At 70.2% G+C, this 12948-nt stretch carries 14 protein-coding genes, 1 tRNA gene and 1 pseudogene; 2 read left to right on the top strand and 14 right to left on the bottom strand.

The features are described 5' to 3' along the window. The 6 genes and pseudogenes from GXP76_RS28895 to GXP76_RS28875 all read right to left on the bottom strand — a co-directional run. A partial coding sequence (locus tag GXP76_RS28895; protein ID WP_242574562.1) for a GH1 family beta-glucosidase occupies window positions 1-1391 on the bottom strand: 1391 nt, incomplete at its 3' end. A 31-nt stretch (window positions 1392-1422) separates the two neighbouring features. Further along, window positions 1423-1551 (bottom strand): annotated as a pseudogene (locus GXP76_RS28890) (carbohydrate ABC transporter permease); the annotation flags it as partial. Between the two features lie 250 nt (window positions 1552-1801). After that, a complete protein-coding gene (locus tag GXP76_RS28885; protein ID WP_242574561.1) occupies window positions 1802-2269 on the bottom strand; it encodes a hypothetical protein in 468 nt (155 codons plus the stop codon). A gap of 64 nt (window positions 2270-2333) precedes the next feature. Beyond that, window positions 2334-2462 (bottom strand): hypothetical protein, encoded by a 129-nt coding sequence (locus GXP76_RS35730; protein WP_277993946.1) that lies wholly within the window; start codon window positions 2460-2462, stop codon window positions 2334-2336. A gap of 304 nt (window positions 2463-2766) precedes the next feature. Further along, a complete protein-coding gene (locus tag GXP76_RS28880) occupies window positions 2767-3015 on the bottom strand; it encodes a hypothetical protein (RefSeq protein ID WP_242574560.1) in 249 nt (82 codons plus the stop codon). Next, window positions 3012-3359 (bottom strand): hypothetical protein, encoded by a 348-nt coding sequence (locus tag GXP76_RS28875; RefSeq protein ID WP_242574559.1) that lies wholly within the window; start codon window positions 3357-3359, stop codon window positions 3012-3014. Before GXP76_RS28875 ends, GXP76_RS28880 begins: the two co-directional genes overlap by 4 nt. 189 nt (window positions 3360-3548) lie before the next feature. On the opposite strand from GXP76_RS28875, the gene GXP76_RS28870 reads away from it, so the two are divergent. Further along, window positions 3549-4757 (top strand): transcriptional regulator, encoded by a 1209-nt coding sequence (locus GXP76_RS28870; protein WP_242574558.1) that lies wholly within the window; start codon window positions 3549-3551, stop codon window positions 4755-4757. On the opposite strand, the gene GXP76_RS28865 is transcribed toward GXP76_RS28870, so the two are convergent. From GXP76_RS28865 to GXP76_RS36080, 5 genes are all read right to left on the bottom strand, one after another. After that, on the bottom strand, window positions 4738-5400 hold the full coding sequence (locus GXP76_RS28865) for an HAD family hydrolase (protein WP_242574557.1): 663 nt from the start codon (window positions 5398-5400) through the stop codon (window positions 4738-4740). The genes GXP76_RS28870 and GXP76_RS28865 overlap by 20 nt on opposite strands. 526 nt (window positions 5401-5926) lie before the next feature. After that, a tRNA-His gene (locus GXP76_RS28860) sits at window positions 5927-5999 on the bottom strand. 127 nt (window positions 6000-6126) lie between these two features. After that, a complete protein-coding gene (gene orn, locus GXP76_RS28855; RefSeq protein ID WP_242574556.1) occupies window positions 6127-6720 on the bottom strand; it encodes an oligoribonuclease in 594 nt (197 codons plus the stop codon). 10 nt (window positions 6721-6730) lie between these two features. Then, a complete protein-coding gene (locus GXP76_RS28850) occupies window positions 6731-7951 on the bottom strand; it encodes a helix-turn-helix domain-containing protein (RefSeq protein ID WP_242574555.1) in 1221 nt (406 codons plus the stop codon). A 404-nt stretch (window positions 7952-8355) separates the two neighbouring features. Beyond that, entirely contained in the window at window positions 8356-8715 is a 360-nt protein-coding gene (locus GXP76_RS36080; RefSeq protein WP_374362962.1) for a hypothetical protein, read from the bottom strand. Between the two features lie 364 nt (window positions 8716-9079). Between GXP76_RS36080 and GXP76_RS28840 the strand changes: the two genes are divergently transcribed. Next, entirely contained in the window at window positions 9080-9601 is a 522-nt protein-coding gene (locus GXP76_RS28840) for a universal stress protein (RefSeq protein WP_242574554.1), read from the top strand. A 53-nt stretch (window positions 9602-9654) separates the two neighbouring features. On the opposite strand, the gene glmS is transcribed toward GXP76_RS28840, so the two are convergent. From glmS to GXP76_RS28825, 3 genes are all read right to left on the bottom strand, one after another. After that, the gene (gene glmS / locus GXP76_RS28835; RefSeq protein ID WP_147875395.1) at window positions 9655-11484 is read right to left on the bottom strand and encodes a glutamine--fructose-6-phosphate transaminase (isomerizing); all 1830 of its coding nucleotides are present in this window, start codon (window positions 11482-11484) and stop codon (window positions 9655-9657) included. Window positions 11485-11553: 69 nt separating this feature from the next. Then, complete coding sequence (locus GXP76_RS28830) at window positions 11554-11835, bottom strand: hypothetical protein (RefSeq protein ID WP_242574553.1); 282 nt, start codon at window positions 11833-11835, stop codon at window positions 11554-11556. A gap of 88 nt (window positions 11836-11923) precedes the next feature. Continuing rightward, window positions 11924-12835 carry a DUF4429 domain-containing protein gene (locus GXP76_RS28825; RefSeq protein WP_242574552.1) on the bottom strand — a complete coding sequence of 304 codons (912 nt, stop codon included), beginning with the start codon at window positions 12833-12835 and terminating at the stop codon, window positions 11924-11926. Window positions 12836-12948 lie beyond the last annotated feature (113 nt).

Raw genomic sequence — 12948 nt, 5'->3', positions numbered from 1 at the left:
GTCAGGCGGGCGTACCAGCGGGCGCTCGACTTCGGGGTGCGTGACTGCGTCCCGTAGTCGACGTGCACAGCCCCGAACCGCTTCCCGTACCCCCGCTCCCACTCGAAGTTGTCCAGCAGCGACCAGAGGAAGTAGCCGCGCACGTCGGCCCCGTCGGCCATCGCGCGGTGCGCCGCCGACAAGTGCCCGTGCAGGAAACGGATGCGGTCCGGGTCGTGGACCGCGCCCCGCTCGTCCGGCCTGTCGTCGTACGCCGCGCCGTTCTCGGTGATCACCAGCGGCACGTCGGGTGCCTCGCGGGTGTAGCGCATCAGCACGTCGTACAGCCCGGTCGGATCGACCGACCAGCCCATCTCGGTGACCTCGCCCGGCGGCTGATGGAACGTCACCGACTCGGCGCCCGGCCACGGGGACTTCTCGCCCTCGCCGTGCTGGTGACCGTGGCTGCCGCGGCGCGACGCGTCCGCACCGGTGTCCTCCGCGGCCGAGACCAGGTGCGGCGTGTAGTAGTTGATGCCCAGCCAGTCCAGCGGCTGATGGATCGTCACCGCGTCGCCCGCCTTCACGAAGGACCAGTCCGTGATCCGCGCGGTGTCCTTGAACAGGTCCTCCGGATACGCGCCGGACAGCATCGGCCCGGTGAAGATCCGGTTCGCCAGCGCGTCGATCCGGCGCCGCGCGTCCAGGTCCTGCGGCGACTGCGAACGGGCCCGCACCGCCGCCGCGTTGTGGCAGACGGTGATTTGCGCCCGTCTGGGCAGCACGGTCCGCAGCGCCTGGGTGGCCAGCCCGTGGCCGAGGTTGAGGTGGTGCGCGGCCCGCAGCGCGAGCACCGGGTCCGTACGGCCAGGCGCGTGGACACCGGAGGCGTACCCCAGGAACGCGCTGCACCAGGGCTCGTTGAGGGTCACCCAGCGGTCGACCCGGTCCCCGAGCGCGTCACCGAGTATCCGCGCGTACTCCGCGAACCGGAACGCCGTCTCGCGCACCGGCCAGCCGCCCGCGGTCTCCAGATCGTGCGGAAGGTCCCAGTGGTAGAGGGTGAGGACGGGCCGTATACCGCGCTCCAGCAGGTCGTCGACGAGCTTGCGGTAGAAGTCGAGACCGCGCTGGACGGCCGGGCCGCGCCCGATCGGCTGGACACGCGACCAGGAGACCGAGAAGCGGTACGCGTTCACCCCGAGGTCCGCCATGAGGCGCACGTCCTCCGCCCGGCGGTGGATGTGGTCGGCCGCGGTGTCACCCGTGTCGCCGTTCTCGACCTTGCCGGGCGTGTGGCTGAACGTGTCCCAGATCGACGGGGTGCGGCCGATCTCCCTCGCGCCGCCCTCGATCTGATAGGCGGCGGTGGCGGTGCCCCATATGAAGTCGGACGGAAAACTGAGGGACATGGATGCGCTCCGGGTCGAGGAAAACGCGCGGTCAGCCCTTGACCGCACCGGTCATGATGCCACCGACCATATGCTTGCCGAAGATCACGAAGGTTGGCAGGAGCGGCAGCGTACCGAGCGGCGCACCCGCCATGATCACCGACTGCTGCGTCCTTCCTCGGATCGGCCTCGGACGGGACATGGGAGCGCTCCCATGTCGGATCGAGCGTCCCCGCTCGCACGGGCGGTGTCAAGGGGCGGGGGCGGCACGGGGGTGAGCGCGACGAAGGGCCGGTCCGCGAGGCCCGCGACACGGCGACCTGCTGCTGATCGCGCGCGCCCTCAACATCCCGCTGTCCGAGCTGGTCCGCCAGGAGTAGAGCCCCGCCCGGCGACGGGGGACACCGACCGGGGCGGCCTGTGGGGCGCCACTATCGGACAGGCTCCACGGATCTCGCACCGGCGGGCAGCACCTCGCGGGCCTTCGCCGTCAACTCGGGGTCGTTCAGGGTCATCCTGCCGACGTGCAGCCGGTCGTGCCCGTACATCGTCTTGAACAGTTCCGTGGTCGCGTCGACCTCCAGCGACCACGCCGCGTCGGACAGTTCGAGGGTGCCCGGCTTCCGGATCAGGCGGCCGGACCAGCCCACGCACATCAGCCAGCACGCCTCCGCGAAGCCGCTGCCACCCGCCGAGCTGTACACCCGCGTCGGCTGGTGGCGGGCGGCGATGTCCATCAGGGGCATGTCGGGGATGTCGATGATGGGGATATAGCCGACGATCGCGGTGTCTCCGAACGCTCCGCTCGTCGCGTAGGTGAGGACGCCGTATTGGTCCGGCCACGTGTGCAGCAGCGGCAGCACGGTTACTTTGCCTGCCCCCGTCACGGTTCTTGCCATGGTGTCTGATCCTCTCGCGAGGGGCGACCCGCCCCAGCTTCCCCGAGCGGGCCGCCTTGACGTATCAACTTGCGCGGTAGCCGCCGTTGTCGCCGCAGCCCTGCGTCGGGTTGCTGCCCTTGCCGTCGCCGTCTTCGATGTCGGTGTTGTCCTCGTCGCCTTGGACGATCGCCCAGCGCTGTACGGTCGTCATGTGCCGATCCCTTCTCTCGATGGGTGGTGCATGGACCCGTCTCGGTCGCTGTCCTGCCAGGGAATGGGCGGCCGGGGCGGGGGTCTTGGGTGTTTGTCTCGGCCCGTGGCGAGTGCCGGTCGTTGCTGTGCAGCTCCTCGCCGCCGGAGCCTTCGAGCGGCAGCGGGCGAGGGTCAGAGCACGAGGTCGTACAGCGCGCATCCGCCGAGGAGTAGCCCGACCACCGCGAGGAATCCGAAGCAGGACGGTATGGCCAACACGGTCAGGCACCCGCAGGGCGTGCCCGTCGGAGACTGGTCGCGGCTCACGTGCCGCGCTGCGCGTTCTTGTACGTGTCCCACAGGGCCCGGCCGGCGTCGCAGCGGCCTTCCAGCAGTTCGGGGCAGATACCGCACGCGGCCTGTTCGAGGTGGTCGAGGTACGCCTTGTACGCGTCAAGGACCTGCCTGTCATCCACCCGGCGCGCGGCGGCAGCGCGGTCGGCGACGGGCACCCGCTGCACGCCGCCGGCGCCCGAACCTCCGGGGTGCAGCTGCCAGGACTCGCGGCTCATGCGCCCGCCTCCGACGGCTGCGGGCCGAGGGCGTCTTCGAGTGCGGCGCGCAGCGCGTCCGCGTCGGTGAGCCATCGATCCTCGCCGGGGCACATTCGCCAGTGCGGGCCCGGCCCGCGCGGACGGCGCGGCACTGGGATCGTGAGGTGCTCTGTGTCGACACGAGTGGTCGCCACTTCCCAAGTCGCCCCGGCGCCGACGGGGATGAGCCAGTACAGGGCCATCTCAACCGGGTCGTCGACGACGGCGCCGCAGCGTGAGCCGAGGATGTCGAGGGCCGTGAGCCCCAGAAACCGCGGGACGCGGATGGCCTCCCAGTCCGTGGATGTGTGGGTGACTGGCATCGCGGCTCCTCTGCGTACCGACCTGTCGGGTGAGTCACCAACAGTGGCCCTGTAAAAGGGCTCGTGCGAGGACTTTCAGAGGTCTTTTGTTGTTCAAGATCAGGACTTTTGCGTACCCGAATGAGTGATTCCTGGTTACCGAGAGGGCCCGCTGTCACACTGGGCGCCAGTCCGATTCGGAGGTGCGCCGTGCCGCAGCAGACAGGAAACACCCGCCTCAGGGCCGCCCGTATCGCGGCCGGATACGCCTCCCAGCAGGCGCTCGCCGCCGCGCTCGGTGTAGGTGTCCGGCAGGTGCGCCGGTGGGAGTCCCCCGCGCCGCCGTGGCCCCACCCCGACATCCAGCAGGCCCTCACCAGGGCCCTTGGGCAGGACCTCGAATCCCTCGGGTTCACCGTTCCCGACGGCCCGACGAGGCGCCCCGCCCTCACAGCCCCCGCCGGGCACGCCACGATCCCCACCCAGGCCACATCCGTGGTGCAACCGGCCACCGTCGCCACGGACTTCGTCTCCGTGACTCGCTCGCACCGCAGGCTGTACTGGTCCGTCGCCCCGGCGACCCTCCACCCAGCCGCACTCGCGCACGCCACCCTCGGCTGCGCCCTCCTCACTGAGACCGTCGGCCAGACCCGCCGTCACGTCGCTGCTGCCGTCGCCGAGTCCTACCTCCTCGCGGGCCGGATCGAGTTCTTCGACATGCGGGAGCCCGAGCGTGCGAGTGCGACGCTTCTGCGCGCGCTTCAGGCCGCCGGAGAAGCTGACGACCCGCTGCTCGGAGCGGCGGTCCTCGCGCACATGGCGTTCGTCCCGGCGTGGACTGGAGATCGGGGCGCGGCGGTGGAGCGCATGGTGGCCGCGCGCACGTACGCCCGGCGTGGCCCGGCGTCCGCCGAACTGCTGGCGTGGCTGGACGCGGTCGAGGCGGAGTGCGAGACCCGGTGCGGGCACACCCGTACGGCGCTGCACCTGGTCGGGCACGCGGAGGACCTGCTCGCGGCGGGTGGCGAGCACGCCAGCCCGGAGTGGCTGGACTGGTTCAGCCCGGTCCGGCTGGCCGCGTTCAAGGGCAACACCCAACTGCGGGCTGGGCACCTGCCGCAGGCCCGCACCACCCTCCTCGGCGTCCTCGACGGGCTGCCCGCCGCTGAGGACAAGCAGCGCACGGTCATCCTCGGTGACCTGGCCGCCGTCGAGGCAGCGGCCGGGCGGCCGGAGGAGGCATGTCGGTACGCGCTTCGCGCGCTCGATCAGCTCGCGGTCACCTGGTACGCCATGGGTATGGATCGGATCACCGAGGTCCGGCGATCGCTCGCGCCGCACCAGCACGAGCAGTGCGTACGCGAGCTGGACGACCGGCTGTACGGGTGGGCGACGACGGTCAGCGCGCTGAGGCGTTGAAGTCGGCGATCGCGTCCGGTAGTTCGAGGAGGCTCTCCACCCGGAAGGTGGGGAGCTTCTTCGCTTCCTCGGTGTTCCACTGGATGGTGCCCCACGGGCCGCGCCGGATGAGTGCGGTGTACATGCCGGCGGCGGCACCGGGGCGGAGGTCGTTGTCGACGCGGTCGCCGACGTAGAGAATCTCGCCCGGCTCGTACGGCACGATCCCGGCGACGCGGATGAAGAACTCGGGGTCGGGCTTGCTCGCGCCCCAGTCGTCGCTCGTACCGATCAGGTCCACATCGTCGGCGAACAGGGTCCGAAGGATGCCGCCCGCGCGGATGGTCTGGTTTCCGGCGATGCCCAGCCAGATTCCGGCAGAACGAAGTTGGGCGAGCGCGGGCCGCACGTCGGAGTAGAGGTCGGTCTCGTCGAATGCCTCCGGCTGCCCGGCGGCTGCGCGGGCCTCGCGCTGCTCGTACAGGTCGAAGCCGGGCTCGAACTCCTGGAAGACGTCTCGGTAGTCGCGGCCTTGGGCGATGACGGCGCCGAACATCGCGGCGAAGGTGTGGCGCGGGACGCCGAGCCAGTCAGCCCAGGTCCCGTACTCGCGGGTCTCGTCCACCAGGCACTCGCCCACGTCGAAAACGACAGCTCGAATCATGCCGATGATCGTAGGGCCGGTGCTCTTGTGGGAGCTCACCCAGGCAAGGCCTGGACACGACGAAGGTGCCCCCTGCCCGGCCCGAGGCCAGACAGGGGGTGCAGTGCTGTGAGGGTCAAGCGGCGGCGGTGAGGATGGCGGCGGCCGCGCGGTGGTAGCAGGTCCGGGCCTTGAGCCCGGCGGGGCAGGCGCAGCCCCTGTCGGGCAGTGCGGTGGGGACGACGGCCCGGACCAACCCAGGCCGGGGCCGATCTGCTTTCGGCGCTCAGCACCCTTGACCCAGCCGTACGGCCATGTCTGCCTGTGGGCGCCGACCAGCTTGCGGAAGGCCTCCGCCCGGTCCTCGTCGGCGAACCTCTCCGATTCCAAGCCCCCGCGGCCTCCCTGGAGCCACGCTTCCTGACGGTTGCCACGGAGGGACATCAGGCGGCCCGTTCGGCAGGGTGCGTTAGGCCACGGTGTTCCCAAAGTTTCGGGCATGACGAAGGCCGGACCCATAATCCCAGGTCCGGCCTTGATCATTCAGGGTGAGTAACGGGACTTGAACCCGCGACATCCTGGACCACAACCAGGTGCTCTACCAGCTGAGCTATACCCACCATGCCCGGTCATTTCCGTACCCGACCGGCCGAGAAAAAGTGTACAGGGTCCGCGAGGGTGCTCGCGCCCCGGTTGTCGTGGGCCCGCGGGCCGCCCCCGGCGAATCCGGGTGGCGGGCCCCACGGCTCACAGCACGTGCTTCGCCGCGATCGCCTTCGCCGTGTCCGAGTCCGGGCCGGGCTGCGGCACGAAGACCGCCTCACGGTAGTAGCGAAGCTCCGCGATGGACTCACGGATGTCCGCCAGCGCCCGGTGGTTACCGCCCTTCTCCGGGCTGTTGAAGTAGGCGCGCGGGTACCAGCGGCGCGCCAGCTCCTTGACCGAGGAGACGTCGACGATCCGGTAGTGGAGGTAGCCCTCCAGCTCCGGCATGTCCCGCAGCAGGAAGCCGCGGTCGGTACCGACCGTGTTGCCGCACAGCGGCGCCTTGCCGGGCTCCCTGACGTGCTCGCGTACGTACTCCAGCACCCGCTCCTCGGCCTCGGCCAGGGTCGTGCCGCCGGCCAGCTCGTCGAGGAGACCCGAGGTGGTGTGCATCTGCCGCACCACCTCGGGCATCGTCTCCAGCGCCGCGTCCGGGGGACGCACGACGATGTCGACCCCCTCGCCGAGCACGTTCAGCTCCGAGTCGGTGACCAGCGCGGCCACCTCGATGAGTGCGTCGTCCGTCAGCGAGAGCCCGGTCATCTCGCAGTCGATCCACACCATTCGATCGTTCATGCGCCTTACCCTACGGTGCGCTCCTCTGACCGGGCAGGCTCGGGCGGCCCTGGCCGGCGGCGAAAGCCTCCGAATAGGACTTGACCTGCTCCGGCACCGTCGACGGGGCCGTCGCGGGACCGGACGGCGCGGTGGCCCCGGCCGTCCGCCGCGCGTGCGGGGACGGCTGCGCCGGTACGGCCTGCTCCACCGCCGGGGGCGCGAGCTGGTCCCCGTGCGGACGGCGGGCCCGGTAGGCGGCCCGGTACGCGGCGGGGGACGAGCCCAGCTGGCGCCGGAAGTGCCCGCGCAGCGCCACCGGCGAGCGGAAGCCGCAGCGGCCGGCGACCTCGTCGACCGAGTAGTCGGAGGTCTCCAGCAGCCGCTGCGCCTGGAGCACGCGCTGCGTGATCAGCCACTGCAGCGGCGCGCTGCCGGTGAGCGAACGGAAGCGGCGGTCGAACGTCCTGCGGCTCATGTAGGCGCGGGCGGCCAGAGTCTCCACGTCGAACTGCTCGTGCAGATGCTCCAGCGCCCAGGCCACGACCTCGGCGAGCGGGTCGGAGCCGATCTCCTCTGGTAAAGACCTGTCGAGATAGCGCTCCTGACCGCCGCTGCGCCGGGGCGGGACGACGAGCCTGCGTGCCAGTGCCCCGGCGGCCTCGGTCCCGTGATCCGTACGCACTATGTGCAGGCACAGGTCGATTCCGGCCGCCGTGCCCGCGGAGGTGAGCACGTCCCCGTCGTCCACGAACAGCTCGCGCGGATCGACATGGACGGACGGATACCGCTTGGCGAGCGTGGGCGCGTACATCCAGTGCGTCGTCGCCGGGCGGCCGTCCAGCAGACCGGCCGCGGCGAGCACGAACGCGCCGGTGCACAGTCCGACGATCCGGGCGCCCTCCTCGTGCGCGCGGCGCAGCGCGTCGAGCGCCTCGGGCGGCGGCGGCGAGGTGATCGACCGCCAGGCCGGGACGACCACCGTGCCCGCTCTGCTGATCGCCTCCAGGCCGTACGGCGTGGTGAGTTCGAGGCCGCCGGTGGTGCGCAGCGGACCTTCTTCCCCACCGCACACGAGCAGCCGGTATCGCGGGACCCCGGCATCCTGACGGTCGATGCCGAACACGGAGAGCGGGATGGAGCTCTCGAAGATGGGCCCACCACTGAACAGCAGCACGGCCACGACTTCTCTGCGGCGGCGGCCGGAAAGCTTCCGTGCTGACTCCGGTGCGGCAATGGAGTCCTGGCTCATGGCGCTAAGCCCCCCTCGGTGTTCTCGTCTCCCCGTTCGTGTCGGGTCTTTCGCTCCTGCACGATTCCCCTCGGTTTTGCACGGGACCCCAGTCTTCGATACTCATGATCGAATCTACTGTGTCCCGTGGTGCCGGCGTGACAAGTTCGCTATCCAGCGCTATGTCGACAAGGCAACGTGGCGCGAAGCATTCGATCACGAAGCGTTCCACTCCCACGCCTCACAGGGAAGTGCGCCTCACGCGCATGGCCCGTCCCCGTAGGCCGTTCGCGGCCGGAAAGGACCTCTCTGCCCTGGTGGCAAGGGGGTTGACAGGCCATTTCACCAAGGAACGGTCGCAGGGGTGAAGTTGGCTGAAAACTTACGGGTGTGCGAGCCGGGAAGCGTAAGACCCCCGGCGCACTTCAGTCATGAGTCCGCGCGCCCTGACGCGCCCCGTGGGACTTGGCGTTACCTGCCGTACGCCGGACGCGGCCGGACCTCTCCGAGCGGCGCAGCAGCAGCCGGCAGACCGCCGTCACGGCGAGAAGTCCGAGCGCCGGTACGGCCGCTCCGCCGACCGACGTACCGAACACGACGAGCACCACGGGAACGAGCAGACAACTGAACGCCGCCCAGCGAACCACATCGCTCGCGGAGTCGGCGGAGGAGGCGGAGGCGGGGGCGACGGAGGCGAGGGTGACGGTGACGGTGGACCCGGCCGGGGCGGCCGGCGCGGAGTCCGGTCCGGAGGGGGAGTCGTGGTGGTGCGGTCGTACGGACACGTGAGCTCCCTGGTGACGAGGGTGGCCGTGGTGACTGGAGTGACCGCGTCGACCACGGGGGATCCATGATCAACGAGACGTCCGGCCGTCCGGTCACTTACCACCCCCCGGGTGGCCCGCCCCTCGCGTCCCGGCGGGTGTCCCCCGGGCGCGCCCCTGTGTACGGGCCATCCGGCGTTGCGATCACCGACGGGCTCGTGCATGCTCCCTGGGACGCCGCGTGTGCCGCGGCGGCGCATGGGCAGAAGAGGAGTGTCGCCGTACCCTTGGGGGTAAGGGGTTGGGAAGATGATTCCCAGACACAGCTCCGTTGCCACGTCAATTGTTGCTCCTTCACACAAGGACCCTCTTCGCCGAGACATCGATGGCCGGTCACGAAATCCCCGAACCCGCTGACCGCGAGCAGTTGACCGACCCCGCGTCGGACCTGCGAGCGGCGGAAGAGACACGCCACTCCTGCGATCCCGCCTTCCGGCACGGAGTGGTGGTCGGCTTCGACGGCTCGACCTCCAGCGAGCGCGCGCTCGCGTACGCCATCGGCATGGCCCGCAGACTCGGCTCGGCCCTGATCATCGTGCATGTGGCCAACCGGCTGCCCACCACCGTCTGGGCGGGCTGCGAGCCACCGGTCTTCGTCGATGTCCCCGACCACCGCACCGAAGTCCTCGGTCTCGAACTGGCCTGCGCCGACTACCTCACCGAGGTGCCGTGGATCCTCGTCGAGCGCGGCGGCGACATCTGCCACGAACTCGAAGAGGTGGGCCAGGAGTACTCGGCCGACGCGATCGTCGTCGGCTCCACGCACGGCATCGTCGGACGCATCTTCGGCACGGTGGCGGGGCGGCTGGCACGACGGGCCCAACGGCCCGTCGTCGTCATCCCGTAGCGGCGCGTGCCGTACTGATACGGCGTCAGTCGCCCCGCCACCGCAGCCGGTTACTACTCCACCGTCACGGACTTCGCGAGGTTGCGCGGCTTGTCGATGTCCCGGCCCAGCGCCAACGCCGTGTGATATGCGAGCAGTTGGAGCGGAATCCCCATCAGGATCGGGTCCAGCTCCGTCTCGTTCTTCGGTACCACGATCGTCTGGTCGGCCTTCGGCTGCTCCTGGTGCGCGACCGCCAGGATCCGGCCGCTGCGCGCCTTGATCTCCTCCAGCGCCGCGCGGTTCTTCTCCAGCAGGTCGTCGTCCGGCACGATCGCCACGGTCGGCAGCGCCGGCTCGATGAGCGCGAGCGGTCCGTGCTTCAGCTCGGACGCCGGATAGGCCTCGGCGTGGATGTACGAGATCTCCTTGAGCTTCAGCGAGGCCTCCAGCGCCACCGGATAGCCGCGTACCCGGCCGATGAACATCATCGACTTCGCGTCCGCGTACTCCTCCGCCACCTTCTTGATCTCGGCCTCGGACCCGAGGATCTCCTCGATCTGGGCGGGCAGCCTGCGCAGCCCGGCGATGATCCGCTTGCCGTCGGCGACCGACAGATCGCGGATCCGGCCCAGGTGCAGCGCCAGCAGCGCGAAGGACACCACCGTGTTGGTGAAGCACTTGGTGGAGACGACACAGACCTCGGGGCCCGCGTGCACGTACACACCGCCGTCGGTCTCGCGGGCGATCGCCGAGCCGACGACGTTGACCACGCCGAGCACCCGGGCGCCCTTGCGCTTGAGCTCCTGCACGGCCGCCAGGACGTCGTACGTCTCGCCCGACTGCGACACCGCGATGTAGAGCGTGTCGGGGTCCACGACGGGATTGCGGTAACGGAATTCCGACGCGGGCTCGGCGTCCGCCGGGATCCGCGCCAGCGACTCGATCAGTCCGGCGCCGATGAGACCCGCGTGGTACGAGGTGCCGCAGCCGAGGATCTTGATGCGCCGCACCCCGCGCGCCTCCCGCGCGTCCAGGTTGAGGCCGCCCAGGTGCACGGTCGAGAACCGGTCGTCGATCCGGCCGCGCAGCACCCGGTCCACGGCGTCGGCCTGCTCGGAGATCTCCTTGTGCATGTACGTGTCGTGGCCGCCCATGTCGTACGACTCGGCCTCCCACTCCACGGTGGTCGGCGTGGCTGAGGTGCGCGAACCCTCGGTGGTGTACGTACGGAAGTCGTCGGCCTTGATGGTGGCCATCTCGCCGTCGTCCAGCGTGACGACCTGGCGGGTGTGGGAGACCAGCGCGGCGACGTCGGAGGCGACGAACATCTCCTTCTCGCCGATGCCGAGGACGACGGGCGAGCCGTTGCGGGCGACGACGATACGGTCCGCGAAGTCGGCGTGCAGGACCGCGATGCCGTAGGTGCCCTCCACCAGTTTCAGCGACTGGCGGACCTTCTCCTCCAGCGTCTCGGCCTGCGAGCGCGCGATGAGGTGCGTCAGGACCTCGGTGTCGGTCTCGGAGAGGAACACGACACCGTCGGCCTCCAGCTTCACGCGCAGCTCGGTGGCGTTGTCGATGATGCCGTTGTGGACGAGGGCGACCTTGTTCTCCGGGTCGAGGTGCGGGTGCGCGTTCTCGTCGCTCGGGGCGCCGTGGGTGGCCCAGCGGGTGTGGGCGATACCGGTGGTGCCGGCGAACCGCTTGGGGACGCGGGACTCCAGCTCACGGACGCGGCCCTTGGCCTTGACCATCTTCAGGGCGGCGGGCTTGCCGGCGGCAGCCTTGCCCGTGATGACCAGGCCCGCCGAGTCGTAACCCCGGTACTCCAGCCGCTGCAGGCCCTCGAGCAGCAGTGGAGCGACGTCACGCCTTCCGATGTAACCGACGATCCCGCACATATCAGTCTCTGCCCCTCCGTCAATGTCCAGTGGTCTCCATGGGGCCGCCCGGGCGGCCGCACGGCGTGCTCAGCCGTAGACGATGCGCCGGAGCTGTCTGAGGGACAGCTCCGGCGGCGCCACCGCGCGGTGCGGCAGCTCGGCCGCGATCCGCTCGAAGATCTCCGGGTTCTGGGCACCGCCGGCCTGTAGCTCGCGGTGCCTGCGCCGGACGAACTCCTCGGTGGTCTCGTCGAAGTACGCCAGGACGTCCAGGACCACCCGGGCCGCCTCGCCGCGCGGGAGCGCGGTGCTGCGGACCAGATGGTCGACGAGGTCGTCGTGGGACGAGGGTGAACGGCGTTCGAGCACCCGTAGATACTGCGGGCGAATCAGACTCTTTGCAAGAATCCTGCCCGATTTCGGGCAGGAGTGCTCATGATCTCCCCCGAGGGGCTGCTCAGAGACGCTTCAGTACGGCCTGCTTGGCGGTCGTGAACTCCTCCGCCGTCAGGATCCCGGCCTGGTGCAGCTCGCCCAGCTCCCGCAGCCTGCGCAGCAGCGCGTCATGATCGTTACCACTCGCCGGGGCGGGAGCGGTCACGGATGCCGGCGCGGGGACGGCGTCGGCGGGCTCGGGCGTCTTGGCCAGGAGGGCGGGTGCGGGGGCCTCCGCGTTCGGGTGGGGCAGCCGGGCGACCACGGCGGCGGCCACCAGCGCCATCAGCGGGTCCTTGCGGAATCCGTACAGCTCCACGGCGTGCGGGTCGTACTTGGGCGCCGGGGAATTGCCCCTGCCGACCCGGAAGCGCAGGAAGCCGCTCTCCATGCCCGCGCTCGGCCGCCACTCCACACCCTCCACATCGCCGAGCGCGAGGGTGGTGGTGCCCCGTGAGGACTTCGACTCCTCGGTCTTCCAGTTCCACTCCAGCCGGATCTCCTCCCCGTCGAAGGTGGCCGTCCCGTCGCCCGCGCCCATCGTGATCGGCAGGGCGGGACCGGGCAGCAGATAGCGCCCGACGGGACCCGCGTCGACCTCGTCGAGCAGCAGGGAGTTGCGCACCTCGTCGACGAAGTACTCGGCGACGCCCGCGCGGTCGTTGTCCACGGTCAGCCGGTACGGATCGGAGCCGTCGTCCAGCTTCCCCCCGGCGACCCTCGTGAGCGGGTCGGCGCCGTCGCGCAGCCGAAGTCTGAGGCGCCCCGACTTGCGGCCGGGCTCGAAGGTGATACCCGCCAACGCCCGCAGCGGCACGGCGACTTCACCGAGCGACTTGCGCAGCAGACTCACGCGTTTGTCGCTGCCGGGCACTATGCGCACCGTGTCGCCGTCGAAGGTCCAAGTGCCGTCCTTCTGGATGATTTCCGCCATGCGCCGATTCTTTCATCGAGGCGCCGAGAAGTGGTCTACACCTTGACCGCCGACGGGGCGCCGGGTTCCGATGGGGGCGTTCGGTCGCTCCGCACCACAGTCCTGAATTCCCT

The sequence above is a fragment of the Streptomyces sp. NP-1717 genome, from assembly GCF_022695985.1.
Lineage (GTDB): Bacteria > Actinomycetota > Actinomycetes > Streptomycetales > Streptomycetaceae > Streptomyces.
Note: the sequence above shows the minus strand (reverse complement) of the source record. Positions and strands in the feature narration are given on the sequence as shown.

Excerpts from the sequence above, each read along its gene's own strand:
- GXP76_RS28885 (WP_242574561.1), bottom strand. The coding sequence starts at position 2,269 with ATGGCAAGAACCGTGACGGGGGCAGGCAAAGTAACCGTGCTGCCGCTG.
- GXP76_RS35730 (WP_277993946.1), bottom strand. The coding sequence starts at position 2,462 with ATGACGACCGTACAGCGCTGGGCGATCGTCCAAGGCGACGAGGACAAC.
- GXP76_RS28880 (WP_242574560.1), bottom strand. The coding sequence starts at position 3,015 with ATGAGCCGCGAGTCCTGGCAGCTGCACCCCGGAGGTTCGGGCGCCGGC.
- GXP76_RS28875 (WP_242574559.1), bottom strand. The coding sequence starts at position 3,359 with ATGCCAGTCACCCACACATCCACGGACTGGGAGGCCATCCGCGTCCCG.
- GXP76_RS28865 (WP_242574557.1), bottom strand. The coding sequence starts at position 5,400 with ATGATTCGAGCTGTCGTTTTCGACGTGGGCGAGTGCCTGGTGGACGAG.
- orn (WP_242574556.1), bottom strand. The coding sequence starts at position 6,720 with ATGAACGATCGAATGGTGTGGATCGACTGCGAGATGACCGGGCTCTCG.
- GXP76_RS28850 (WP_242574555.1), bottom strand. The coding sequence starts at position 7,951 with ATGAGCCAGGACTCCATTGCCGCACCGGAGTCAGCACGGAAGCTTTCC.
- GXP76_RS28840 (WP_242574554.1), top strand. The coding sequence starts at position 9,080 with ATGGCCGGTCACGAAATCCCCGAACCCGCTGACCGCGAGCAGTTGACC.
- glmS (WP_147875395.1), bottom strand. The coding sequence starts at position 11,484 with ATGTGCGGGATCGTCGGTTACATCGGAAGGCGTGACGTCGCTCCACTG.
- GXP76_RS28825 (WP_242574552.1), bottom strand. The coding sequence starts at position 12,835 with ATGGCGGAAATCATCCAGAAGGACGGCACTTGGACCTTCGACGGCGAC.